The sequence below is a fragment of the Enterococcus sp. DIV0840 genome (genome assembly GCF_050527835.1).
Taxonomy (GTDB): domain Bacteria; phylum Bacillota; class Bacilli; order Lactobacillales; family Enterococcaceae; genus Enterococcus_L; species Enterococcus_L ureasiticus.
The window spans coordinates 706,799-731,854 of sequence record NZ_CP172876.1 but is presented as its reverse complement, the minus strand read 5'-3'; the positions used below and the strand labels follow the sequence as shown (position 1 = coordinate 731,854).

Genomic DNA, 25,056 nt, shown 5'->3' with positions numbered 1-25,056 from the left:
TATCATAGAAAATCAAATAAACTCTATACTTTCTAGACAAAAAATGAGTTAGCCCGTATGAAGATGGTAACTATCTAATCTCATACCGACTAACTATTCATTTATTTCCTATACCCATTACGATTCTGGAATTATCACTTTTATGCCAGGATTTCCAGTAGTCAAATAGCTATCTTCTCCTAGTTTAGTATTTTTACTTATGTCTAATAAAGAGATTTGATTATTCCGAACATCCAGAGAAATCAACTGTAAGTTTGCGTTTAAATCAATAACTTTTAGCTGATTATGGCTGATGCTTAAATGACGAATCGCCGGATTATTTTTTAAGTTAATAGCTGTTAGTTGATTGTTACAAATATATAGATTCTCAAGCTCCGGATTCTTGGTAATATCAATCTCTTTTAACTGATTTCCAACAAGTTCTAAATATCTTAATTTAGGAAGTTTTGAAGTATCGATGTTTCTCACGCTTGTTTCACCTGCGCCTAGCTCTAATAACGATGAATTGTTTGAGAGATCAATTTTTGCAATTTTAGAATTGTATCCCACCCTTAAAGTGTACAATTTTAAATTTTTAGTCACATCAATTTCTGCCAACTTGTTTAATCCTAAATCTAGATGATTCAATTCTGGATTTTTGCTGACATCAATTGATTCTAATTGGTTCCGAGAGATCCTCAAAGTTTTTAGTATAGGGTTTTTACTAAGATCAATTTCCTTTATTCTATTCGTTCCCAATTGAAACGTCTGTAATTTAGCACAATTGGTTACATCAATTGAAGTAAGTCTATTTCCTGCAGTATCTACCCATCTCAACTCAGGATTATTCTTAAGATTCAGAGTTGTTATTAATGAACCTGAAACCTCAAGATGTTTAAGTTTTTTATTTTTACTAAGATCTAGTGTTTGAATCTTTCCCTCTTGAAATTTTAAATACTCCAAATTAGACAAATACTCAATACCTTGTGCATTATCGACTTCTTGATTGAGATATACACTTTACCCAATAGATTTTATTTTATCTGCTTCTTCTTGTGTCAGCGAATCATTTATCGATTTACCTAGTTGTTTAGCAATCTCAGCAGCAAAATTCGGTGCTGGAAATACGTCTTTAATAATCCCTAGGTTAACAGGCTCATTGCTGTTCGTATAAACATTAAATAGGTAATTTGTGCCAATATCCTTATTCCAATTGTTTTTTTCATCTAAAGAGTAGCCTCTAAAAATTTTTTTGCCTATTACACCTAGTTCTGCAGGAATAGCCATTTTGTCTAAGTTCGTTGGTTTAGTAAGTTTAATTACGACAGAAAACTTATCTTTTGATGTAATTGGAATTGATTGGTCTAATTTAATAGTTGTTGCACCTATATCAGCTTTGATTCCAGCTGCTACTTTAGTGAACCCTTCTAATCCTTTTGTCGGTATACCATTTGCATTAACATATATTTCATAAGGAACATTTTCAACTTCCGTCCGGATGCCAACAGCATCGATTTTTTCCGCTTCTTTCGGCGCATCAAATACATGACCAAATGTTTTGCTGCTCTTTGTCTCTATGACTCTTCCTCCATTTATAGCTCCTTCACCATATTTTGCTTTGTAATTGTCAGGGCTTTCGACAGAATTAACAAAATATAGCTCTTGATTACGAAGGTAAGCATATTCATAAGAGATATAATAGTACCCCTCTTGTCCCCAATTCGTTCCCCACGTATTTTTTGCAATAAATGCACCATCTCTGTCAGGTTGATATGTGAATTTATTTTTTGCAAATGAATCGTCCCAACCTACAATAGTAACTACATGATTAGGATAGGCAACAGCATTTTGTACTAATACATTTTGGGAGTCATAATCTGTTCGATAAGATTGTAGACCATTTCTAGAAGAAGTGATATTACCATGGTTATAAATTGCACTCTTGATTTTATTGACCCGATCGCTAATTTCAGCTGCCGTATTCGTTTTGAAATTTGTTAATACAGGTAATGTTGTAAATCCTTGAACATGAACCGCTGCTGGAACTTTTGCCAGTTCTTCTTTTGAATGAGAGTCTGGTCCGTCGCTAGAAAAATCTTTTTCTGAGACTGGTCCTTGCCAGGCCATTGCTCTTTCAAAAATTGTATCTACACCTGCATATCCATCATCCCCTACAAGACGTGCATAGTAATCTCCAGATAGATCCGCTTGAACACCAGTTGTATTAACATAATTTTGTTCAGTTGCCGTCACTGCCGCATACGCCCAACAAAAATTACCTATTTGTTTTTTTACAGGTGTCACAGTCCCCATTTGCCTCGGATCAAAAGCGGCTGGATAACTTTCTGCTATCGCTTGCTTTGATAGACTGACACTACAAAATGAAAATACCACTAACGCACCAACACACCACTTATTTTTCTTTTTACTAATCATTTCTCAACTTCCTGTTTTTTTTTTTGTACAAATAGACATTTTATCATATCTATACTAAGTATAAACAAATAGTATTCTAAGTTAAATAGAATTTTATCAGTAAAATATGGAATTTCTTTAGGAATATAATATTTTAGACGTTCATAAGAAAATAATCTCAAAACATATGACCAATAAAAAATATTGAGCATGACTTATTTTTGTACAAATGTCTCAACAAGCGTAGATTAGATATTTATCAACTTACCTTTAAAATTTCCCACTCTAATTTTTAATCGTTTTTCAAATTAGAAACTATACACCATCAATATTAACTAGTCATTCAGACACAAAAAAAGCCAACTTCAATTATGAAGTTGACTTTTTCAATCTAATATCCAAACTTAATCTGCATCCCATTTGGATCTTGAATCGTGATTTGATCATTTTCCTTCGCATACTCAACAGCTGATTCATCAAGTTCCTTGATAAAAAGCTCAAACGCTTCTCTAGATGGCAACTGGAATGTATACCAAACCAAGCCCAACTGATTCTCACCAATTAAAGCCACATGCTCACCATTCCAAGTGTTCGTCCCGATATGATGATGGTAAACACCCGCTGCGAAGAATTTAGCGCGTCTGCCAAAATTAGATTTTAAAGAAAAACCAAGTTGTTCATAAAACTTCTCTGTCTCCTCTAAATCTGCGACCTGCAAATGAACATGTCCTATTCTTGATCCAGGTGCCATACCTAACCATTGACCGTCAGCTTCTGCGACGACGCCATCTGCATCTAACTGTTCCGTTACACCAATGATCTCTCCATCTTCATGAATATCCCAATCAGATATTGGTTTATCACGATAGATTTCGATACCATTGCCTTCTGGATCGCTTAGATAAATTGCTTCACTGTAGCCATGGTCAGCCTCACCTATTTCGACATTGTTTTGTAATAGCCATAATAAACTATTGCCTAAATCTTTACGCGAAGGCAAGAGAAAAGCGGTATGGTACAATCCTGTTGTCTGATCTTTTACTACAGGATCAACAAGTTCCTCTAAAATCATGATTGCTTCAGAAGAATCTTGAGCACCTAAGAAAGCTGTATTATTTTCTTTTTTCAGTAAAACAAGACCAATCATTTTCGTATAAAATACTGTCATTTTTTCCAGATTTTGTACATTCAATTTTACTTGTTTTACGATCGTTTCTTTAGGTAATGTGACCACCATGCTTCTCTCCTCCAGTTGCGTTAATTAGTTAAATTCTAGGAAACGTGCGCTATCTTCCATATATTCTTTTTCGCCAGCAGGTGCTTCGATTGAACCAAATACAAGTTGTGCTCTTAATTTCCATTGACTTGGAATTGACCATTCTTTTGCTACAGCTTCATCGATTACTGGGTTGTAATGTTGTAAGTTTGCACCAATATTCTCTTGTGCTAATGCAGTCCAAACGTTTGCTTGAGTCAAACCACTTGCTTGTTCTGACCAAACTGGGAAGTTTTCTGCATATAGTTCAAATTGTTCTTGTAGATTTTTTACGATATCCATATCTTCAAAGAAAAGTAATGTTCCGTATCCAGCTGCAAAGCTTTGTAATTTAGCTTGTGTATTTGGGAAGGCTTCTGCAGGTGTTAAAGGTTTCAATGCTTCTTCTGTGATTGACCATAATTTTTTATGTGCATCACCAAATAAGAAAACGACACGTTGTGTTTGTGAGTTAAATGATGAAGGACTTTCTCTAACAACTTCTTTCACTAAAGCTGTGATTTCTTCTTGTGATTGTGGTAGATTATCTCCTAAAGCGTAGATTGAACGGCGTTTTTTTAATGCTTGAGTAAATTCTGTCATGTGTATTGCTCCTTTTCGATTCGAATTAGTTTTTAGATTACTTTCTTAGTATATCGTCTTACTAAAAGTAAGTAAAGAGTTTTGACTTACTTTATATAAGTTTTTTCAAAAATAAAAGAAAAAGCCTAAGACAATGGGGTTCTTGTCTCAAACTTTTCTCTGATCATCTAAAAATCAACAGTGTTACTAATGTAATAATTGCCGGAATACCTTGTTTTATCAAAATCGATTTGGAAGATGTCAGTCCGCCATAACCAGCAGCAACAACCACACAGACGATGAAGAACGTTACCACACTCCAGCTATTAACAGCAAAAAATGCCCCCCATAAAATTCCTGTAGCTAAAAAACCGTTATATAGTCCTTGATTTTTGAATAACGTTTGTACTCTTGGATCGTTTAAAAATTCTTTATCCAATCCAAAGCTACGTTGTGCTGCAGATGACGTTGTCTGAAACATTTCTAGATATAAAATGTAATAATGCTCAATTGCAACGATCACAGCTAAAACTAACGGAATAATATGCATCGATTTACGCCTCCTATTTCCAAGTTGTAATATCGGCAGCTGGTAGTCGATAAGAAGGATAACCTTCTTCATTTGCTTTCCCGATTGAAACGATCATGACAGGATAATACCGTTCTTTATCCATCTCTAGCGCTTCAGCAATTTTCTCACGTTCAAAACCGCCGATTGGATTTGTGTCATATCCATACGCACGAGCAACTAACATTAAATTCATCCCAGCCAAAGCGCCATCAATAATCGCCATTTCTTTTTTATCTTCTGTCGACATTTGCTCAAATAAAGGACTCAATACTTCTAATTGACGCTCTTTGACTTCTTGCGGCATTAAATTTTGTTCCACTGCTGTACCATAGATTTTTTCTGCATGTTCAAAACTATTTAAATCCCCAAAGATCACGATCATTGCGGCTGATGTTTCATTTTGTAATTTATTAAAACGTACCAATGGAGCGATGGCTTCTTTCCCTTCATCACTTTCAACAACAGCAAAACGCCAAGGCTGCATATTCACAGAAGAAGGTGCTTTGACAGTATCGTTAATGATTTGCTCCATCTCTTCGCGGCTGATTTTAACGGTTGAATCATAATTGCGAATAGATCTTCTCCCTTTCATGATCGTGTCGAAATTGTTTTCTTTATATGTTTTTTCCATAATATCCCTCATCTCTCTCTTTTGTTCGATTATTTTCGAACATTAAAAATATATCACTCCCTCCGCAATATGTAAAGTAGAAAGTTTATGTTATAATCTGTTTATGAAAAATAAAATGATCGATAACAACAACGATCCTGTTCTTCAAGCATTGCAAGCAGTCAGTGATCCGATCCGTTTGAATATCCTTACTTGCTTATTACTTGATGGTGAAAAACGGATAACTTCAGAAAAATATAACATTGTAAAATCTACCTTATCTCACCATATAAAATTGCTTAAGGATGCTCAGCTGATTCAAGAAATCAAAATCGGGACAGCTAAAACATATGTTTTGAATCAAGAGTACATCCAACGAGAATTGCCTGGATTAATAGAACTGATTCGCTTTAGAGCAGGAAAATCAAACAAATAGACCATCATCAACAAATTCCGTTGATGATGGTCTATTTAGTTAGTCAGCCATTTTGATGACGATTTTTCCTACTGCGTGGTGAGTTTCACTCAAGGCATGTGCATCATAAACGCCTTGTCTAGAAAATGGGAAAACTTCTCCGACGACTGAAATCACTTTTCCTGAAGCCATTAGATCGGCAATTTCTTGTAATTGTTTTCCATTTGTTTGTAGCCAGATACTTTCGGCTTTGATGTTTTTTTCTTTTGCCAACGCTTCATCTGCAATACCAACAATTGAAATCAAACGTCCTGTATTTGGTTTTAGAACAGAAAAGCTAGATTTTTGGATATCTCCACCCATCGTATCAAAGACTACATCGATATCTGTTAACACTTCCGCGAAGTTGGTTGTATGATAATCAATCACTTCATCTGCACCTAATTTTTTAAGTAGGTCATGATTTTTCTCACTAGCAGTTGTAATAACATAAGCACCCGCTTGTTTAGCTAACTGAATTGCGTAAGTTCCTACGCCGCCAGCTCCAGCATGAATCAAGACTTTTTCGCCTTTTTGCAGTTTTCCATGATCAAAAAGTGCTTGTAAGGCAGTTAATCCAGCTAAAGGAACAGCCGCTGCTTCTTCAAAACTAACATTGTCAGGAATTTTCGCTAATAGAGTATCATCAACGATCGTTTCCTCTGCATACGTACCAAAACGTGTTGTTTCTGGACGAGCGAAAACTTTATCGCCGACTTTCCAATCAGTTACACCACTACCGACTTCTGTGATGACACCCGCAACATCCCAGCCTAAAATAATGGGGAACGGCCAGTCAAACATTTGTTTTAAATAGCCTTCTCTTAATTTCCAGTCGATTGGATTGATTGAGGTTGCATGCTCTTTAACGAGTACTTGATTTTCTTTTAATTCAGGTAATGTTACGTCTTGTTCGGTTAATTCTTCTTTACTACCATATTGATTGATGACTACTGCTTTCATAATTATGATTCCTCCGTCTTGTAAACAAAATGTGAACTTAGTATACTCCTTATTTTTTATTTAGGTAAAAAATATGCTTACAAAAAATAAGAATCATGAAGACTCATAAATTTGGACTTAATTTTACTATTATCTCAGTTTTCAATCACAAACAATATCCATTTACACTTAAAAAATGAGCATGGTCACGATTTATCTTTTTTAGTAATATTTTAATGAAAAATATAGGCAATTATATCTAAAAAAACATCACAGCAGACACTAATAACTTCTTTTATTGATTTTTTTTTCGAATATGAACCTTTACGCATATATGTCACCACCTAAGTATGCAATTTGAGGTTGTGGAGTCGGAAACTCTCTATGATAAAAAATTACCACTACCAAAAGAAATAAAACAAAGCTAATTATAATAAGATAGATACATGAAGCTAAAGATCTTTTATTTAACTTAACATTATTTTTAATATCAAAAATCAAACCCATTGCCACTAGAAAAAACATCAGAATAAAAATTGCAGTTGTTAATAACATAATAAAAAATCTCCTAAACTTAAAATTGGGTTGCAATGAACTTTCTATACATATCATGTTCATTCAATAATTTTTCGTGAGTGCCTTTTCCTGTAATAATCCCTTTATCTAAAAAAATAATTTGATCCGCTTGCCGAATTGTCGATAATCGGTGTGCGTTCACTAAAATTAATTTAGATTGCTCTTTTACCAAAAAATTTATCGAGTTTTGTACAATTTTTTCTGAAACAGCATCTAATGCAGAAGTTACCTCATCTAATAACAATACACTAGAATCCGCTATAAAACATCTTGTAATTGCAAGTCTTTGTTTTTGACCTTCAGATAAAGAAATTCCATCTTCTGAAATTATAGTGTCTAATCCATTAGGCAAATTATCAATTACTGTTCTGAAATTCGACAATTCAGAAGCGCGAAGCAATTCATCGTCAGTAAATGAATTCTTTAAACCATAAACTAGATTCTCTCTAATTGTTGCACTAAAAACCGGATAATCTTGAATTACATATTTTATGTGTGATCTTAAAACATTTAAAGGAATTTCTGTTATTGATGAGTTACCAATTTTAATAGTTCCATCAAATTTTGTATATAATCTTTCAATTAAAGAAAAAAGAGTAGTTTTCCCAGAACCACTAGGACCCACAAATGCAATCAACTGTCCTTTGTTTCCTGTAAAATTAATTTCTTTTAAAATGGGATCAACTACAACATTCATTGAACTAGTTTTGTAAGAAAAAGAAACATTTTTAAATTCGATACCATTAAATTTAAAATCCAACTCATTATTTTTATTACATTCGACGTTATCATTGCTTAATAGCTCCTCTATCCTTCTTGAAGCCCCTTCTATACCTTTAAAATGGGAAATCGAAGTTCCTAATTCACTTAAAGGATTAATAAGTTGAAAAAATAAAGTTAAATAAGCAATTAAACTACCAATAGATAAACTATCGAGCTTCACCAAATATAGTCCGTAAGAAATAACTGAAAGAACACTGAATATTAAGAGCATACTCACAAAAGGGGTAACTATAGCAAATATTTTAGCTTGTCTTTTCGAAATATTTTTTAAAAACTTAATTAAATTCATTCCTTTTTTATATTCAAAGTCTCGAGTTAGGTTTACTTTTATGAATTCATTTTTATTAGAAATAAAGTGACCGAAATCAGTTAGTTTTCCAATGTTATTCTGTATTTCAAATGAAATTTTTGCCAATGTTTTCCCTAAAGGAAAATAAATTATCCACAGTATAGGAATTAAAATCAACAAAACAATAGATAGCTGTAAACTTAAATAGAATAAAGTTATTGACATAAATATAACTGAGATTAACGATATTAAAAAAGAAGGAAAGGTAGTGCTAATTAAATGGAATTAAGCTGATGTATCATTGGTCAACATACTAGCTAAATTTCCAGAAGAAAAATTATCAATTTCTTCTTTTTTTAAATTAAGAATCTGACTAATTACTTTTTCTCTAAGTTGATAGACTAAACTAATTCCCAATCTTTGTAACATATAACCAGAAAAAATTTGAAATATAATTTCAACTATAACAAAAAAAACTATGGTAAAAATTATTGATGAATTAAATGTCTTCTCAATTATATTGTACTATAAGATTAACAAAAATGAAATGAGGGGTAAAAATGGTTAGTTGGTGGGTTAAAAAACTTACATGGGCTGGCATTTGGGATTTCCATAAAAGAAATGGACGTTTTCCATGGGAACAAATTATAGCTTAATAAGACAAAACAATGAGTCTGGGATAAGTAACCTATTCTCTATATAAAAACAGGTACGATTTTGATAATTACCAAAATTGTACCTGTTTTTATAAATACTTTTCTATCTAATTCTCTTGACTCTAATTTTATAAAAGCTAATCCAACTATATATATTTATTCATAACGTAATGATTCAATTGGATCGAGTTTCGCTGCTCTACGCGCTGGTAATGTTCCTGCAAGGAATGCGATTCCCATGATTACCAGAATGATCACAGCAGATGAAGAGGCTGAAAATTGAATCAAGGTAAAGCCTGATAATGATTTCAAGAATGAGTCAGCTGCGATTTGATTGATCAACGCACCTGCACCGACTGCTCCTAAAATACCTAAAAGGGAACCTAAAAATCCAATCAATGCTGCTTCCACACTGAAAATCGTAAAGACTTTACCACTACTTAGTCCCATCGCTTTCATTAGGCCGATTTCTCTTGTACGTTCTTGAACTGACATATACAATGTGTTGATGATTCCAAAACTTGCGGCTAATAACGCAATGGCACCAAACATCGTTAAGACACCTGTGATTGCATTGATCACGTTTCTGATCATACCGATTTGGTCTTCAACTGTTTGTCCCATATAGCCTGCTTTATCCAAACGTTCTTTTACATCGGTGATTTCTGATTTTGTTACATCTTTGCTCATTTCACCCATGATCAATCCGTATTGTCCAGTCATCGTTTCTGGTAAACCTGCTTCGTTGATTTTTGAGATTTCATCAACAAGCGAACGATTCAATAAAGACATTCCACCTTGGATCAAACTAGTGTTACGTACACCTACGATAGTAGCTTCCACTACTTTTTCTTCCCCAGTAGCCGCAGAAGGTGCAGCAATTTTAACTGTTTTGCCAATTGCGTCTTCACTTGATTTATAGCCTAACGATTTCACATATTCTGGTGCCAAATTGATCTGAAATTCTGAGCTATCTTGATCAAGTTCTTTGCCTGCTTCAAGATCTACATTCAATTCTTCTACCATTGCCATTCCTGAAAAGACATATTTTTCATTGTTCTTTCCTGAAATGTAGGTTGTTGAAACAGATTTCATTGCTTCCGCATTTTTGATTCCTTTGATATCTTTGATTTTATCAAGATCTTTGCTATCTAAGGTTTCTTGTTGCTGCATTGAGCTTGTTTTTTTATCCTCATCATATTTTTGTGGTTCGCCATCTTCACTAGGTCCTCCAGTCATTTTGGGCTGGATCATGATTTGATTTTCACCGCCGACACTGCCGACTTGTTTATCGATATAATCATTGACCCCAATATTGACACCTGTTGTCAGTGAAATGGTAAACGCTCCTATAAAAATGGCTACGATCGTTAAAATCGTCCGCCCTTTATTGCGCATTAAATTTGAACTGGCTGATTTTAAAATATCACTAAATTTCATCTACTCGTTCCCTCCCACAATTAATCCGTCACGCACATGGATTTGACGATCGCAGCGTGCCGCAAGTTCTGGATCATGAGTGACAATAATCAGTGTGATCCCTTTTTCTTTGTTCAAATCAAATAACAGCTGCTCGATCTTATCACCTGTTGTGGAATCTAAGTTTCCGGTAGGCTCGTCTGCAAAAATGATTTTAGGATTATTTACTAAAGCACGCGCAATACAAACTCGTTGTTTTTGACCACCAGATAAGTTGTTGGCTTTATTGTTGATTTTATCGTCTAGTTCAACAGCTTTCAGTGCTTCAAGCGCCATTTCTTTACGTTTGCTATTTGAAATACCACCGATTTTTAGCGGTAACATTACATTATTTAAAACCGTATCTTTAGAATTCATAAAAAATTGCTGAAACACAAACCCGAATTGTTTGTTTCTTGTTTTATCTAATTCTTTTTTACCGATGCTTGTTACATCTTGGTCATTTAATAAAATTTCTCCTGATGTTGGTTTATCTAATAAGGCTAAAATATGCATAAAAGTTGATTTTCCTGATCCACTTTTCCCGATGATCGCAACGGATTCACCTTCTTCGATTTTTAGATCCACACCTTTTAATGCATCAAATTTCGATTCATTACGGCCATAACTTTTCTTTATATTTCTTGCTTCAATTACAGACATGTTTTCCCCTCCACTGATTCTCTCTCTTTTTTTATTACAACTAAATGTCTACTCTTTTTCCTTTTTTTTCATCTTACATCCCCTTACCTCTCTTACTATTCTGAGGGAATTCATCATTCTTGTCATGGTACTTAAGACCTATATTTTCTGGACTTAAGGAGGAGAAAAAAAACATTACTCATTAGCTGGTAATCCTAATAAGTACTGTTTTTCAATTCTTTCGATAACATAAGCTAGACAATTATTTTTTCATTAGTGTCAATAAATCCAGGGTCCGAAGAGCTGCCGTTTGTAAGTTTCGTTTTGCCTCACTTATTGCTTCTTCTAACGTTGTGATTCGATCGACAATTGGAATGATAACAGAAATACCTTCTTCGTAAAAAAGCTGATGATCGCCATTAAAACTTCCGACAAAAGCAATAACTGGTACTTGGTATTTTTTTGCAATACGTCCAATTCCAACTGGGACTTTTCCTTGGAGGCTTTGATTGTCCATTTTCCCTTCACCAGTAATCACTAAATCAGCATGTTTAATCGCTTCTTCTAATCCAGTCTGTTCTGAAATAAACTCAAATCCCGAACATACGCTTCCGTTTAAAAATACTCTGATAGCAAAACCGAGTCCTCCAGCAGCACCATCTCCTGCAACTGACTCTTTCGTTCCACTGATTATTTCTTGGTAGTTCTTCATGCCACGCTCGTAGTTGTTCAATTCGTTTTCCGCCAATCCTTTTTGGCGGCCAAACATGTAGACAGCGCCTGTATCACCTAATAATGGGCTAGTGACGTCGGATGCAATATGGAAGCTGACACCTGACAAACGTGAATCTAAGTGTTCGGCAGAGACATGAGCAATTTTTCCTAAACTACTCCCTTTAACAGGCAATAGCTGATTTTCTTGATCAAAAAATGCAACACCTAAAGCACTTAATAGCCCCATCCCGCCATCTATTGTTCCTGTTCCACCTAAGCCTATAACGATCGTTTGTGCGCCTTGATCGATTGCTGCTAAAATCAATTCTCCAGTGCCATAAGTTGAGGTATTCAGTGGATGAGTCGATTTTGTTCCATCTAAATATTGAATACTAGAAGCTGCAGCAACTTCAATCACAGCTAGCTTTTCAAAGTTAAACCAGCCAAATTCAGCAGTCACTAACTGTCCATTTAAAGCATGGACTTTAGCTTCAATTTTCTGACCGTTACTATTTTTTACAATAGCATCTACTGTCCCTTCACCGCCATCCGCAATCGCTATTTCTTTGACAATGTGCCCTTGTTCTGTAAACACTTTTGCAATGATTTGATTTGCTTCAATACTGGATAAAGATCCTTTCATGGAATCAATAGCTGTTACAACATTCATTTTCAGCCCTCCTTTTTCTACTTAATATCCTATTGTTTATTCTATCATCCTTTGACGTTGGATACGTACAATAGATGTTCTTGTTTTCAAGAAAAAGAGCCCGAGACAAAACTAAAAATCAGTTTTGTTTCGGGCTCTAGATGCGAATAAACGGTGGGAGCAGAAGCAACTACTACACTACACTTCGTTTCGATCTCATTAACTTCTACGCATGAAACATGCTAGAGTTAAAGGCCTTCGCTTCGATCACATCAAATTCTAAGTGCTAAAGCACTAAGATTTGAAGGCTTCGGAAATAAGCTGAAATTGTTGTAAAACACAGTGAATGTAATGAGCTGATGTTGCACAATACCTACTTGGTCACAAAAATTTGAAGAGCACCGATTAGGAATCATTCAACATCGAAATTAAAAATTTCGTGTTTCTTGTCATTTTCGTTAATTCCTTCTTATTTTTCCAACATCCGATACCCAATCCCAATTTCGGTCAAAATATACTCTGGTTCAACCGGATTGTCTTCGATTTTTTTACGAATATTTGACATATTTACCCTAAGCGTTTGACTTTCATTACTATACGGTCCCCAAACCTTCTGAGAAATATAAGTGTGCGTCAGTACTTTTCCTATATTTTCACCAAGAACTTGAATGATCTTGTATTCATTTGGTGTTAGGTGGATCACATTTCCCTTTTTGCTGACAGTATGGTGTTCAATATCGATACACAAATCGCCATTGTTGATTTGTTTCACTTCTAATTGTGGATTGGAATTACTTGTAGCATGCCTTAAAGCAGTTCTGATTCTTGCGAGTAATTCTGGTGTCCCGAAAGGTTTTGTGATGTAGTCATCCGCACCTAGATCCAGCGCTTCGACCTTATTATTTTCATGATCACGAGCTGAAATAATGATGATCGGTACAGGAGAGGTCTCACGAATCTTCTTTAACACTTCGATCCCATCTTGATCTGGCAAACCTAAATCAAGTAAAATCAGATCTACGGACCACATTCGAAATGTTGATAATCCTTCCAAAGCTGAATGCGCCAAATGAATCGTATGCTTTTCTTTTTCCAAAACAGCCCCCATAAATTCAGCGATTACATCATCGTCTTCAACAATCAAAATCGTTGCCATTATTTTTGCTCCTTTCGCTCTAGCGGTAAAGTAAATGTAAAGATCGCACCGCCTTGTGGTCTGTTTCCAGCAATAAGTGTTCCGTCGTGCGCCATGATGATCGTTTTTACAATAGATAAACCGATTCCCATTCCGCTCTTAGAATCCACTGGCGTACTTTGTTTAGCCATCCCGTTAAACAACAATTTTAGTTGCTCTGTGGTCAAGCCTTTCCCTTGATCCGCTATTTCAAACGTGATTTCTTTTTCAGTTAAAGAAACCGTCACAAAAATGGGCGACTCACTGTTTGAGTGTCTAATAGCATTTTCCATTAAGTTAAACAAAACCTGCTCGATCAAGATAGAATCCATTGGCACTAACACAAATTCATCTGGTAATGAGACATTGATTTCACTAGTTGGATAACTTTTTCTAATGCGTTGAATGGCTGATGCCACAACTTCTTCTGCGGCTTCTTTACTTTTCGCAACTTTCATCGTTTCTTCATTGATTCGAGTGATCGACAATAGATTTTCCACCATACGAATCAGCCAATCCGCATCATCTTTGATTCCAACAAGTAGTTTACGTTTGGTTTCTGCTGGAAGTTTTGCTGTGTCATTATCATTTAAAATGGTTTCAACAGATCCCGATATTCCAGTAAGCGGCGTGCGCAGATCATGGGAGATTGCTCGTAATAAGTTTCCCCGCATCCGCTCTTTTTCACTCTCAAATAAAATTTGCTGCCGCTCTGATGTCAGTTTATTTTGTTCGATTGCTAAAGCGAGTTGGGTAGAGATCAGTTCTAAAAAGCTGATGATTTCATCTGTAATCGGATTTTCTTTGCTTTTTTCGATCCCAATCACGGCTAGTGTGACACCGTTTGATAAAACAGGTAAATAAAGAGCTTTTGCTCCCATCAATGTATCAGTACCGTAACCTGCTTCTTTTTGATTCACAAACACCCAATTGGCAACAGCGAGCTCTTCTAAACTTCTTAAAGGCCCTTTGATCGGTGCACCGGCTGGATTTTTCAGTTCTTGTTCTCCATACAAAACCACTTCTCTATCTAACATATTCGATAGATATTCAGCCGTTGTCGCTAAGATTTCTTTTTGATCATGGGTGACTAGATATTTTTTATTGAGCTCGTACAAAATTTCTAATTGATGTTCACGTTTCATCGCATAGAATGCTTGTTTTTTAATTTGCATCATTAAATTACTGACCAACAAAGCCACCAAAAGCATGAAAATCAACGTGACTGGATAGCCTTGTTTATAGACAGTTAGAGAAAAAAGTGGTTCAACGAAAAACCAATTAAACATCAAAACGCTAGCAATCGAGGCCAATGCTGCCCATAAATAGCCCGTCGTTATCCGAGCCACTAGCAAAACAAAAAGTATATAAATCAAAATCAAGTTCTGATCGCCAATATGAAAATAAGAGCCCAATTCAGAAAGTAACGTTGCCACTGCAAGTAATCCTAAAGTCATATAAAAATCTTTCCAAGTAAATATACTATGTAAGTTCTTTTTCTTAACGGCATATTTATTTAGTAGATACTTATTGGATTGATACGGAACTAAGTGAATATCCACATCTGGAATAAAAGCAATCAGTTCATCCTCCAAATCTGGTCGGTACAAGCGAATAAAACGAGAGCGCTTGATGACTTTACCCATTACTAGATCGGTAACACCTCGCATTTTCACATATTGAACGATCGTATCCCGCTGGTTGTCACTTTCTAAGGTGACGACTTCACCACCAAGTTTTGCTGCGAGTTTTGAATTATCTGATTCTGAATGCTCAGACATGTCTTCTAAAATCTCTAACGCGATCCATTCCGTGCCTAAAGCTTGAGCTAAACGAGCCGTCCAGCGTAGACATTTTTTGGTCATATCCGGATTTTTTTCATCAATGATCGTTAATAATTTAGAATGAATGCCGGCACTTTTTTGTGTTTCCTGTTGATTGGTTGTGTTGATATGATCGGATGCTTTTCGAATCGCTAGGCCTCTTAATAACGTTAGATTATCTGTTTTAAAAAAATTGGCCATGGCTTTTTTAGCATTTTCTGAGTGATAGATTTTTCCTTGTTTCAGTCGTTCCAATAGCTCTTCGGTCTCAATATCGACTACTTTTAAAGCGCTCGTTTCAAAAAATGTATCCGGTACGGTTTCAGAAATATGAACACCAGTCACTTGTTCTACTATGTCATTCAAGCTTTCGATATGTTGCACATTGACGGTTGTATAGACATCGATTCCAGCCTTTAGTAATTCTTCAATATCTTGGTATCTTTTTTTATTTCTAGCGCCGATCGCATTTGTATGAGCCAGTTCATCGACCAGAATAATATCTGGTTTAGCTTTTAGAGCTTCGTCTACATCAAACTCATTGATCGTGATGCCTTTATATTCGTATTTTTTCGTTTGTATTGTAGGTAATCCAGAAACTAAAGCTTCCGTTTCTGGACGAGCATGAGGTTCTACGTAACCGATTAAGACTGATTTACCTTCTTCTAGTTGTTCGTGGGCTTCTTTTAGCATGGCGTACGTTTTCCCTACACCTGCTGCATAACCGAAGAAAACCTTCAGTCGACCAGACCTCAGGCTTTGTTCGTTTTTCTTCCATTTTTCTAATAGCTGTTCAGGATCTAAACGTTCATCTTCCACTTGTTATTCCATCCTTTATTCAGACTCATCTAGAGACCGATTGACTCCTAAAACATTCACACGTTGTGAATCAACGGTTCCAATTTTAACCCCAGTGATATTTTGTTTGATTATAGCACGGACTTGGCTATTTTTCATATTTCTAGTAGTTGCAATTCGATCAACTTGCGTCATTGCAGCATCTATGGAAATTTCTGGATCGACGCCGCTTGCTGATGCTGTGACTAAATCGATTGGAACTTGCTTTTTGTCAGATGCTTGTACACGTTTTTCTACACGCGTTTTTTGCTCTTTGGAAACAGGTGACAATTGACTGACTTGATCGGAGCGTCCATGTAGGTATTTTGCTTCTGTAAAGGTCTGTCCAATTAATTTTGAGCCCGTGACAACTGTTTTTTCTGATTTTTGTTCTTTTATCAAACTGCCGTTTGCTTGATTCGGAAATAAAACTTGTCCGACAGCTGTAACTGCTGCGGTGTAGATGACACCGCAGATTATCGTAAATAATAAAATACTTTTCAGTGAAGCGATCATTATTTTTTTCATCATTTTTCTCCTTTTTAATATAAAACAAAAGTCAAAATAATATCGATCAACTTGATGGCGATAAAAGGTGCTATAACACCGCCTAATCCATAGACAAGTAAATTGTGACTTAAGATTTTGCTAGCTGGTTTTTCTTTGTATGACACCCCTTTTAACGCTAACGGAATCAGCGCTACGATGATAAAGGCATTGTAGATGATTGCAGATAAAATCGCGGTTGTTGGGCTCGTCAGTTTCATGATGTTCAACGCATCTAATGCTGGATAAATACTGAAAAATAAGACTGGAATGATCGCAAAATATTTAGCAATATCATTGGCGATACTAAACGTCGTCAATGCACCACGTGTCATCAACAATTGCTTTCCTATTTTGACGATACTGATCAATTTAGTTGGACTAGAATCTAGATCGATCATGTTTCCCGCTTCTTTTGCTGCTTGCGTGCCAGTATTCATTGCTACAGCAACATCTGCTTGTGCTAATGCTGGTGCATCGTTCGTACCATCACCTGTCATTGCAACTAAGTGCCCTTTTTCTTGATAGTCACGAATCAAACTCATTTTATTTTCTGGTGTTGCTTCTGCTAAGAAATCATCCACGCCTGCTTCAGCCGCAATCGCAGCGGCTGTCATCGGATTGTCTCCTGTGATCATAATGGTTTTGATTCCCATTTTTCGCATATCTTCAAATTTTTCTTTCACGCCATTTTTGACGATATCTTTTAAATAGATCACACCGAATACTTGATTATTTTTGACCACAACGAGTGGTGTCCCACCTTCATTGGCTACCCGTTGAACGATTGTATCGCATTCTTCAGGATAACGATTCCCTTTTTCTTCCACATAGTTTTTCATCGTATCAGCGGCACCTTTACGAATTTCGTCTCCTTGGTAATTGATACCGCTCATCCGAGTTTTTGCAGTAAATTCGATAAATTCAACTTCTACATGATTTAATTCACGGCCGCGGATATCGAATTTTTCTTTCGCTAGAATAACGATACTGCGGCCTTCAGCTGTTTCATCGGCTAAAGAAGATAGTTGAGCTGCATCGGCTAAATCATATTCGCTGACACCTGCAACGGGGATAAATTCACTTGCTCGGCGATTGCCTAATGTGATCGTTCCTGTTTTATCTAATAATAAAATATCCACATCACCAGCCGCTTCAATTGCACGTCCACTCATGGCAATCACGTTTTCTTTATTTAAGCGGCTCATTCCAGCTATTCCGATGGAAGAAACCAAAGCGCCAATCGTTGTGGGTGCCAGACAAACCAACAATGCAATGATTGTCGTTAAGGCTAATGCAGAACCATTGCCGACAAGTTCACTTGAAAATTTGGTAAAAGGCAATAAGGTTGCTGAAACGACTAGAAAAATGATCGTCAACATGATTAAAATAATTTGCAGCCCAATTTCATTCGGTGTTTTTTTCCGTTCGGTTCCTTCTACCATGGAAATCATTTTGTCTAAGAATGATTCGCCATTTTCAGCGGTCACTTTGATGACTAGATAGTCTGAAACAACCGTTGTTCCGCCTGTTACAGCACTGCGGTCACCACCCGATTCTCGAATCACTGGAGCGGATTCTCCTGTGATGGCACTTTCGTCCACCGAAGCCGCACCGTCGATCACGTCACCATCCATTGGGATTTGCTCATTGACTGCTACATAAACGAGATCCCCTTTTTTTAATTCAGATGATTTTATTTCCGTGAATGTTTTTGTTTTCGCATCTTCTATTGAAGCTACTTTATGCGCGACAACCTCTTTTTTCGCTTGTTTTAAACTTTCTGCTTGCGCTTTGCCACGCCCTTCTGCGATGGCTTCGGCAAAGTTAGCGAATAAAATCGTCAGCCATAAAATAATGGCGATTGCTAGGATAAAGAATGGTTCTGCATCTGTATAGCCTGCAAATGTTAGAAAATAAAGGATCGTTGTCAAGATTGCTCCTAGATAAACAACTAGCATGACTGGATTTTTTAGTTGGATCGTTGGTGCCAGTTTTTTAAAGGACGATTTAAAAGCATCTATATAAACAGTGCGTTTGTTTTGTGTATTTTTCACTTTTTTCCCCTTCTTTACTTTATTTTGTCATAAAGTGTTCTGCGATTGGTCCTAACGCCATAGATGGCAAGAAGCTTAAAGCGCCAATCACTAAAATCACAATGATCAACATCGTTACAAATGTTGTATTTGTCGTTGAAAGTGTTCCAGATCCAGTTGCTACGATTTTCTTTTTCCCTAAGTTTGAAGCGAGGTAAATCACAGCCAACATCGGAATAAAACGAGAAAGGATCATGATGATGCCGCCTAAGATATTCAAGAATGTCGTATCTGTTGTTAGACCTGCAAAAGCACTTCCGTTATTATTGGCTAGAGAAGAAAATGCATAAAGAATCTCAGAAAAACCGTGTGGTCCTTGATTAGTCAACCAAGACATAGCTTGTGGATTCAAAATAAACAACATTGTTCCAAGTAGGGTTAATAATAACGGTGTTAAGATGACTAGGCAGACCATTTTCATATCGAAAGGTTCGATTTTTTTACCTAAATATTCTGGTGTTCTTCCCACTAATAAACCAGCGATAAAAATAGCGAGCAAGATGAAAACGATCATCCCATATAGTCCACTGCCGGCACCGCCAAAGATGATTTCCCCTAGTTGCATCAAGAACATCGGAATCAAACCACCAATTGGCGTAAAGCTATCTAGCATAGCATTAATAGAACCGTTAGAAGTAGCCGTTGTGCTAACTGCCCAAAGAGCAGACCAACCGATACCAAAACGTGTTTCTTTTCCTTCCATATTCATTTGACCAATCACGTGACTGAATTGCGGCCCGTAATATTCACTTAACGTCACAACAATCAGTGCTGCGATTAAAAAACCAAGTGAAACGATCATGATCGTTCTACCTTGTTTCCAGTCTTTTACAAATAGACCGAAGGCGACGATCAATGCTGCTGGAATCAAGAGAATCGAACAATTTTCGATAAAATTACTGATCAAGTTAGGATTTTCAAACGGATGTGCTGAGTTTGCGCCGAAATAACCACCACCGTTTGTACCTAATTGTTTGATTGCAACTTGACTGGCAACTGTTCCTAATGGTAAAAATATTTTTTGCCCTAGTTCCAAACTGGTCGTTTCAACAGAACCAGCAAAGGTTTGAACGACACCTTGAGAAATCAACAACAAGGAAACAATAAAAGAAATCGGTACTAAAATATATAAAATAATTTTCGTTAAATCTTGCCAGAAGTTTCCGATCTGCTTGCTTGACCGATTTGTGAAGCCACGAAGTAAAACAAACAACACGGCAATCCCAACCGCTGCGGATACAAAGTTTTGAACGGTTAATCCGAATGCTTGTGTAAAGATGGATAGAGTATCTTCTCCCGCATAAGCTTGCCAGTTGGTATTGGTAATAAAACTAGCTGCAGTGTTAAAGGCTAATGAAAAGCTAGTTCCAGGCAGTTTTTCTGGATTCAATGGTAAAAAGCCTTGTCCTAAAAGCATCGCCATCAAAAGAACAAACGAAAAGAAACTAAAAAATAAAACACTCAAGCCATAATGCTTCGCTGTCATTTCTTTTTGCGCCGGCGTTCCTAGAAATTGATAGATCTTTGTTTCGATCGGGCTGATGATTTTTGTCAAAAACGTTTTTTGATTGGTCATCACTTTATGGATATAAAAACCTAACGGAATCGCTAATCCGATTAAAACGATGAAGAAGATAGCTTGTTGAATAATAATTGCGCTCACTGTTGATCCCCCCAAAATAGTTGGTAAAATAGATAAATAAGCAGTAATCCTGCGATAATTCCAGTAATAATCGTCATCAAAATTCCTCTCTTTCATTTGATGGATTTAGGATATCAAATTTTATATAAAGATAGTGTTAAAGTTTGAGTTGGGTCTTTATACAATCTTTATGTTGGGAAGGGGTTTCATTTTCTAAACTAAAAAAGCACGCCATTTTGCAAGTTTATCTAAGGTAAACTCTCTCAAAATAACGTACTTTTTACTTATTCAGTTGATGAACTGACTTACTTATTGTTTTTTTCTATTTACAACCATTGTGTCTCCTATAATAAACATTAGCATCATCAAACCAATGATCCATAAATTATTGGTGGCTGTTTCACCTGTTTGCGGTAATTTCTTTTTATTGTTATCAACAGTTGTTGTATTTGTCGACGGTAACTTCGTTTTTCCTTTTGAATCGTCTGTATTATCTTTTGGTGGTGTAACTGCTGGATCCTCAGGCAGCTGTAGTTCTTCTTTTTCATAAACATAAACCACTTCTTGGGCGCCTTCTTTAAAAGTTCCTTTGGCATTCTCAGGTTTAGTTTTCATTTTCCAACCAGATATTTTTTTCTCAGTTGTTTCATAAGGTAATCCTACTTTTCCATTTAAAACATCTGGTTCGGCTAATTTATTACCATCTTTATCTTGATGTCTTACCGTTACGGGCTCTGCATCATTTCGCTCATACACGTAAATGATTTCTTGAGGGGTATCAGTATAAACACCATTTGCATTTGCTGGAATCGTTTTGATTGACCAGTTTTTTATTGTTTTTTCAGTCGTTACGTATGCCTCTCCAACAAATCCGTTGAATGTATCTGAAGTCGCTAGATCTTTACCTGCATCATCTTGGTATTTCACTACGATCGTTGCTGGTACAGGTGCTAATTTATTCGTTACTGTTACTGTATTCGTTGCGTTATCTTCATCGATTGTGATTAGTTTTCCGTCTTGATATTCTTGACTGATATCATATTTTTCAGGGGCTTGTATTTCTTTTAACAGATAATCAGCAACTGGTAACCCTTCAAATTCCGCTTTACCATTTACATCAGTCGTAACTTTCAACCCTGTCGGATTGTTATCTGTTGTGAAAATTTCAAATACTGCTCCTTCTAACAATTTGCTTGAATCGTTAGCATCCACCTTCGTAAGCGTAAAATCAGCTATTTTTACAATCCCTTCACCACTACCATTCGTAAAGTCTAAAGTAATTGGTACATTTACTACCCGAAAGTAGTCTGGCAACGTCTCATAACTATCTGATGCAATCTCTACTTTACTTTGTAATTTCCCAGTATACTCACTAATCGTACTGTAATTGACTTTAAAATTACTTGTTGCCGTATAATTTTTGAATGTGATTTTAAAACGATTCGCATGTACTTCTAAATCATATAAATCAGGATCAAGTCGATTCCCAGTTGCACTTTCTGTTACAACAAAGGAAGTAGGGTCATATGATGCATTCGTTTTAGCATTATCAAGTGTGTCAGTAATCACTGGATCTTTAACTTGCAAAATATTTGAGATGTCCTTTGTTTGAATTTCCCAATTCGCAACATTTTTACTATCAGGATCTTTCAAAACAGTTTTTTTGACTGCTGTGTGACTGATTAAAGGATTAGCCTTCACAGAGAGGTCTTTGCTTTTATTTCCTAATGTCATTGTTGCTTTGTTGGTTATCGCTTTTTCCCAATGCCATCTATCTTTGAATCGTGTTCTGTATTTAATTGCTAATCGTTTTTCTCCTAAATTGTCAAATTCAAGATTGATCGCCGTATCGGTTATACTATTTTTGTTTGAGTAAACTATGTCATCCGATTTTGCAATATTGCTTTTTGTTGGATAGACAGCATCACCTGGTTGTGCTAATTTTTTATCTTTTACAATATAATCTTTGATATTATTCAACATTTCGGTTGAGTCGATTTCCTCATAACGGAGAGTTTCTGGCATCAATTCCACATTGTCGTCTAAACTATTTTGGATGGAAGCATTGCCATTGTTCTCTCCATTTAAATTCACTAACACTAACCAATCTTGATAGTAATACTCATCCCCTTTTGTCTGTTCAAATAGGATTTTCCCACCGTCTGCGTATGGTGTTTCAAAGACCCCACTTGCATCAAATTCTATGTCATCTGGAATTTCATCCGCATGCAGAATCACTTTATTTTTAACTGTTTCTTTAGCCTTTGTAATATTTAACTTTGTTACAAGGTTTATTTGAATAGTATCAGTAAAGGAGGCATATTTCCCTATAAAATTGACACGAACACCTCCATTATGGACTGCTGGGGGCGCCAATGCATTACCAGAGGTTTTTGACGCTGACGCCAAACTGCTTCCTTGAAATTTTGTAAGAGTGTAATCTATTCCTTCACTCAAATCGGTTAAGGTGTCATCCGATCCTTTTACTTGAACCAATAAATCAGTGTAGTCTTGAACTGCTCCTAGAAAAAAGTCTTCTAAATATGCATTTGTAAGTGTCGCATTCCCAGAATTGACTGTGATCGTCCAAGCCATTGTCTGATTAAACAAGTCGATTGAACCCGCTTCTTTGTTTAAAAAATCGGTGGTTATCTTGATACTATTCAGTTCTGTTTTGTTACCATCATTCACCGTATTCGTTACGTAACGTACTGCTGGATTAGTATTTTTGGTTGAATATTTGATCGTATATGCTTGCGTTGTACTCTTTAAATAATCCATTTTAAACGATCCATTTGTTTCCATTGATACTTTAATATCGCTGCTTCCATCCCCTACATCTTTGAGTGTATAGTTTCCATTTGATCTATGGATAAATTCGGATTTTCGGATAGATAATGAGTTTCCAACATATTCAAGCCCTGTATCTTTGATAACAGCTGTTAAGGAATTTGCGCTTGTTAAGTTTCGCTCATGATAATTGTAAAATATCGTCCAATCCACATTGCCAGTTTCTTTGTTGAAAACACCACTTATTTCTAAAGGATAGGCTGCAAAATGGGGTTGATGGTTATAGGCCATGTGTAGTTCACTATCCGCTTGACCAGCGATCGTTTCACATGTTCTCGCTTCAATCCTAAATGTATTTATCATATTACCGATCGCATCAGATTTATTTAAATTAATTGCATCAATATCAAGGATTTCATTTGTGACGATGATTGCTTTTTTCGTTAAGCTATTCTTCATGATAATTTTCGCTTGTGGATCTATGGTATTTTGTCCAGTTATCTCAACAGAGTAATCAGCCCCTTCTTTCAAAAGTGTTTTAGCTCCTTCTAGCTTTCCATTGAAATCGACAACACTTGAATAAACTTTCACATTAGAAATACTAGTAGAATCAAAACGGCTATCCGGTCTGATTACAAAATAACGATTGTCCGCTGTTGAACGCTCTAAATTAAATTGTGATTCTATTGTTGCTGCTCTTGTATTAAAATCACGATCTAAGATTGCTTTCGTTTCGTTTAACCCTTTTTTTATATCTGATAGCATCTCAAGATTATACGTTTTTTTACCAGATGCCGTATCAAAAACCAATGTTTGATTTTCTTCCTTTGTTGCATTAATTCTGTTAGTCCCTGTTGATACTGTTAAATCATACGAAGCATCAGAAACATTGTTGAGTAAGAAAGTGATTGTTAATTTTTTCGTGGCCGCATCAATTGTCCAACTTGCTGAATTTGTTGCCGCAAAACTTCCTGAAAGGTCACGTGCTATATTAATCTGTTCTGGTAATTGCGTTGACCAGGTATCACCTATTTGATAATTTTTATTGCTAAACGCAAAGTTGAATACCATCTTTATGCCAGCACCATTAACGAATGTGTCTGAAGTATTCATTTCGGTATTATCATTTTTGTAGAGTTTAATACTTTGGAATAGGTTATCTGTGATTATTTGATTTAATTTTGGCGTATCGTTTGTTATTTCTGTTGAATCAGATGTTTTGGTTTCTTCCACACTTGTTGATGGTTCGTTTGTTTCAGACTCTTTTGTGGCGATTGAAGCTTCTGTTTTAGATTCATTTTGTGTGGACGCCGTCATTGATGTTTCATCTATTAATGGATCTGTTAAAATTGGATCGGCTTCTTCTGTTGATTGACTCGGCGTTTCAGTTGTTTCTGACGTTGCTTGTTCAGCTACTGCGACCATACTGATTGTAGTTTCTGCTACGAATTGGACCATTAAAATTAAAAACATCATCCATGCTACTATTCTTTTGGTTTTCATTTTGTTCTCCCTCCTGTAAAAAAAATCTGAGCATTGTTTTTTGTTATCTATCTAATCAATGACATTGTTG

The 25,056-nt window shown here is 36.0% G+C and carries 19 protein-coding genes and 1 pseudogene; 1 reads left to right on the top strand and 19 read right to left on the bottom strand.

Features of this window, described 5'->3' with window-relative positions:
- Positions 1-117 precede the first annotated feature (117 nt).
- From IGL98_RS03420 to IGL98_RS03395, 6 genes are all read right to left on the bottom strand, one after another.
- Positions 118-942 carry a hypothetical protein gene (locus IGL98_RS03420; protein WP_206911925.1) on the bottom strand — a complete coding sequence of 275 codons (825 nt, stop codon included), beginning with the start codon at positions 940-942 and terminating at the stop codon, positions 118-120.
- A 57-nt stretch (positions 943-999) separates the two neighbouring features.
- Positions 1,000-2,415 (bottom strand): lectin like domain-containing protein, encoded by a 1,416-nt coding sequence (locus IGL98_RS03415; RefSeq protein WP_206911926.1) that lies wholly within the window; start codon positions 2,413-2,415, stop codon positions 1,000-1,002.
- A 370-nt stretch (positions 2,416-2,785) separates the two neighbouring features.
- The gene (locus IGL98_RS03410; protein ID WP_206841426.1) at positions 2,786-3,631 is read right to left on the bottom strand and encodes a VOC family protein; all 846 of its coding nucleotides are present in this window, start codon (positions 3,629-3,631) and stop codon (positions 2,786-2,788) included.
- A gap of 24 nt (positions 3,632-3,655) precedes the next feature.
- Complete coding sequence (locus tag IGL98_RS03405) at positions 3,656-4,252, bottom strand: nitroreductase family protein (protein ID WP_069645769.1); 597 nt, start codon at positions 4,250-4,252, stop codon at positions 3,656-3,658.
- A 163-nt stretch (positions 4,253-4,415) separates the two neighbouring features.
- The gene (locus IGL98_RS03400) at positions 4,416-4,781 is read right to left on the bottom strand and encodes a DUF1304 domain-containing protein (RefSeq protein ID WP_206841424.1); all 366 of its coding nucleotides are present in this window, start codon (positions 4,779-4,781) and stop codon (positions 4,416-4,418) included.
- Between the two features lie 13 nt (positions 4,782-4,794).
- On the bottom strand, positions 4,795-5,433 hold the full coding sequence (locus IGL98_RS03395; protein WP_206841421.1) for a nitroreductase family protein: 639 nt from the start codon (positions 5,431-5,433) through the stop codon (positions 4,795-4,797).
- A 115-nt stretch (positions 5,434-5,548) separates the two neighbouring features.
- On the opposite strand from IGL98_RS03395, the gene IGL98_RS03390 reads away from it, so the two are divergent.
- A complete protein-coding gene (locus IGL98_RS03390; protein ID WP_242590159.1) occupies positions 5,549-5,848 on the top strand; it encodes an ArsR/SmtB family transcription factor in 300 nt (99 codons plus the stop codon).
- A 39-nt stretch (positions 5,849-5,887) separates the two neighbouring features.
- Here the strand turns inward: IGL98_RS03390 and IGL98_RS03385 are convergent, their stop codons facing one another.
- From IGL98_RS03385 to IGL98_RS03325, 13 genes and pseudogenes are all read right to left on the bottom strand, one after another.
- Positions 5,888-6,829, bottom strand: coding sequence for an NADP-dependent oxidoreductase (locus IGL98_RS03385; RefSeq protein WP_206841417.1), 942 nt, complete (start codon positions 6,827-6,829; stop codon positions 5,888-5,890).
- 303 nt (positions 6,830-7,132) lie between these two features.
- Positions 7,133-7,363: a hypothetical protein gene (locus tag IGL98_RS03380; RefSeq protein ID WP_206841415.1), complete on the bottom strand. Its 231-nt coding sequence runs from the start codon at positions 7,361-7,363 to the stop codon at positions 7,133-7,135.
- A 19-nt stretch (positions 7,364-7,382) separates the two neighbouring features.
- Positions 7,383-8,081: an ATP-binding cassette domain-containing protein gene (locus IGL98_RS03375; protein WP_242590160.1), complete on the bottom strand. Its 699-nt coding sequence runs from the start codon at positions 8,079-8,081 to the stop codon at positions 7,383-7,385.
- A gap of 183 nt (positions 8,082-8,264) precedes the next feature.
- Positions 8,265-8,936, bottom strand: a pseudogene (locus IGL98_RS03370) (ABC transporter transmembrane domain-containing protein); the annotation flags it as partial.
- Between the two features lie 332 nt (positions 8,937-9,268).
- Positions 9,269-10,552 carry an ABC transporter permease gene (locus tag IGL98_RS03365; RefSeq protein ID WP_206841411.1) on the bottom strand — a complete coding sequence of 428 codons (1,284 nt, stop codon included), beginning with the start codon at positions 10,550-10,552 and terminating at the stop codon, positions 9,269-9,271.
- Positions 10,553-11,233 carry an ABC transporter ATP-binding protein gene (locus IGL98_RS03360; protein ID WP_010766099.1) on the bottom strand — a complete coding sequence of 227 codons (681 nt, stop codon included), beginning with the start codon at positions 11,231-11,233 and terminating at the stop codon, positions 10,553-10,555.
- A 241-nt stretch (positions 11,234-11,474) separates the two neighbouring features.
- On the bottom strand, positions 11,475-12,596 hold the full coding sequence (locus tag IGL98_RS03355; RefSeq protein ID WP_206911928.1) for a glycerate kinase family protein: 1,122 nt from the start codon (positions 12,594-12,596) through the stop codon (positions 11,475-11,477).
- A 448-nt stretch (positions 12,597-13,044) separates the two neighbouring features.
- Positions 13,045-13,731 (bottom strand): response regulator transcription factor, encoded by a 687-nt coding sequence (locus tag IGL98_RS03350; RefSeq protein ID WP_206911929.1) that lies wholly within the window; start codon positions 13,729-13,731, stop codon positions 13,045-13,047.
- Positions 13,731-16,391, bottom strand: a complete 2,661-nt coding sequence (locus IGL98_RS03345) for a DUF4118 domain-containing protein (RefSeq protein WP_206911930.1) — start codon at positions 16,389-16,391, stop codon at positions 13,731-13,733. Before IGL98_RS03345 ends, IGL98_RS03350 begins: the two co-directional genes overlap by 1 nt.
- Before the next feature lie 15 nt (positions 16,392-16,406).
- Positions 16,407-16,937, bottom strand: coding sequence for a potassium-transporting ATPase subunit C (locus tag IGL98_RS03340; protein WP_206841403.1), 531 nt, complete (start codon positions 16,935-16,937; stop codon positions 16,407-16,409).
- A gap of 14 nt (positions 16,938-16,951) precedes the next feature.
- Positions 16,952-19,012 carry a potassium-transporting ATPase subunit KdpB gene (gene kdpB, locus IGL98_RS03335; protein WP_206841400.1) on the bottom strand — a complete coding sequence of 687 codons (2,061 nt, stop codon included), beginning with the start codon at positions 19,010-19,012 and terminating at the stop codon, positions 16,952-16,954.
- Between the two features lie 19 nt (positions 19,013-19,031).
- Positions 19,032-20,714 (bottom strand): potassium-transporting ATPase subunit KdpA, encoded by a 1,683-nt coding sequence (kdpA, locus tag IGL98_RS03330; RefSeq protein WP_206911931.1) that lies wholly within the window; start codon positions 20,712-20,714, stop codon positions 19,032-19,034.
- Between the two features lie 288 nt (positions 20,715-21,002).
- Complete coding sequence (locus IGL98_RS03325; RefSeq protein ID WP_206911932.1) at positions 21,003-24,986, bottom strand: MucBP domain-containing protein; 3,984 nt, start codon at positions 24,984-24,986, stop codon at positions 21,003-21,005.
- Between the last annotated feature and the right edge of the window lie 70 nt (positions 24,987-25,056).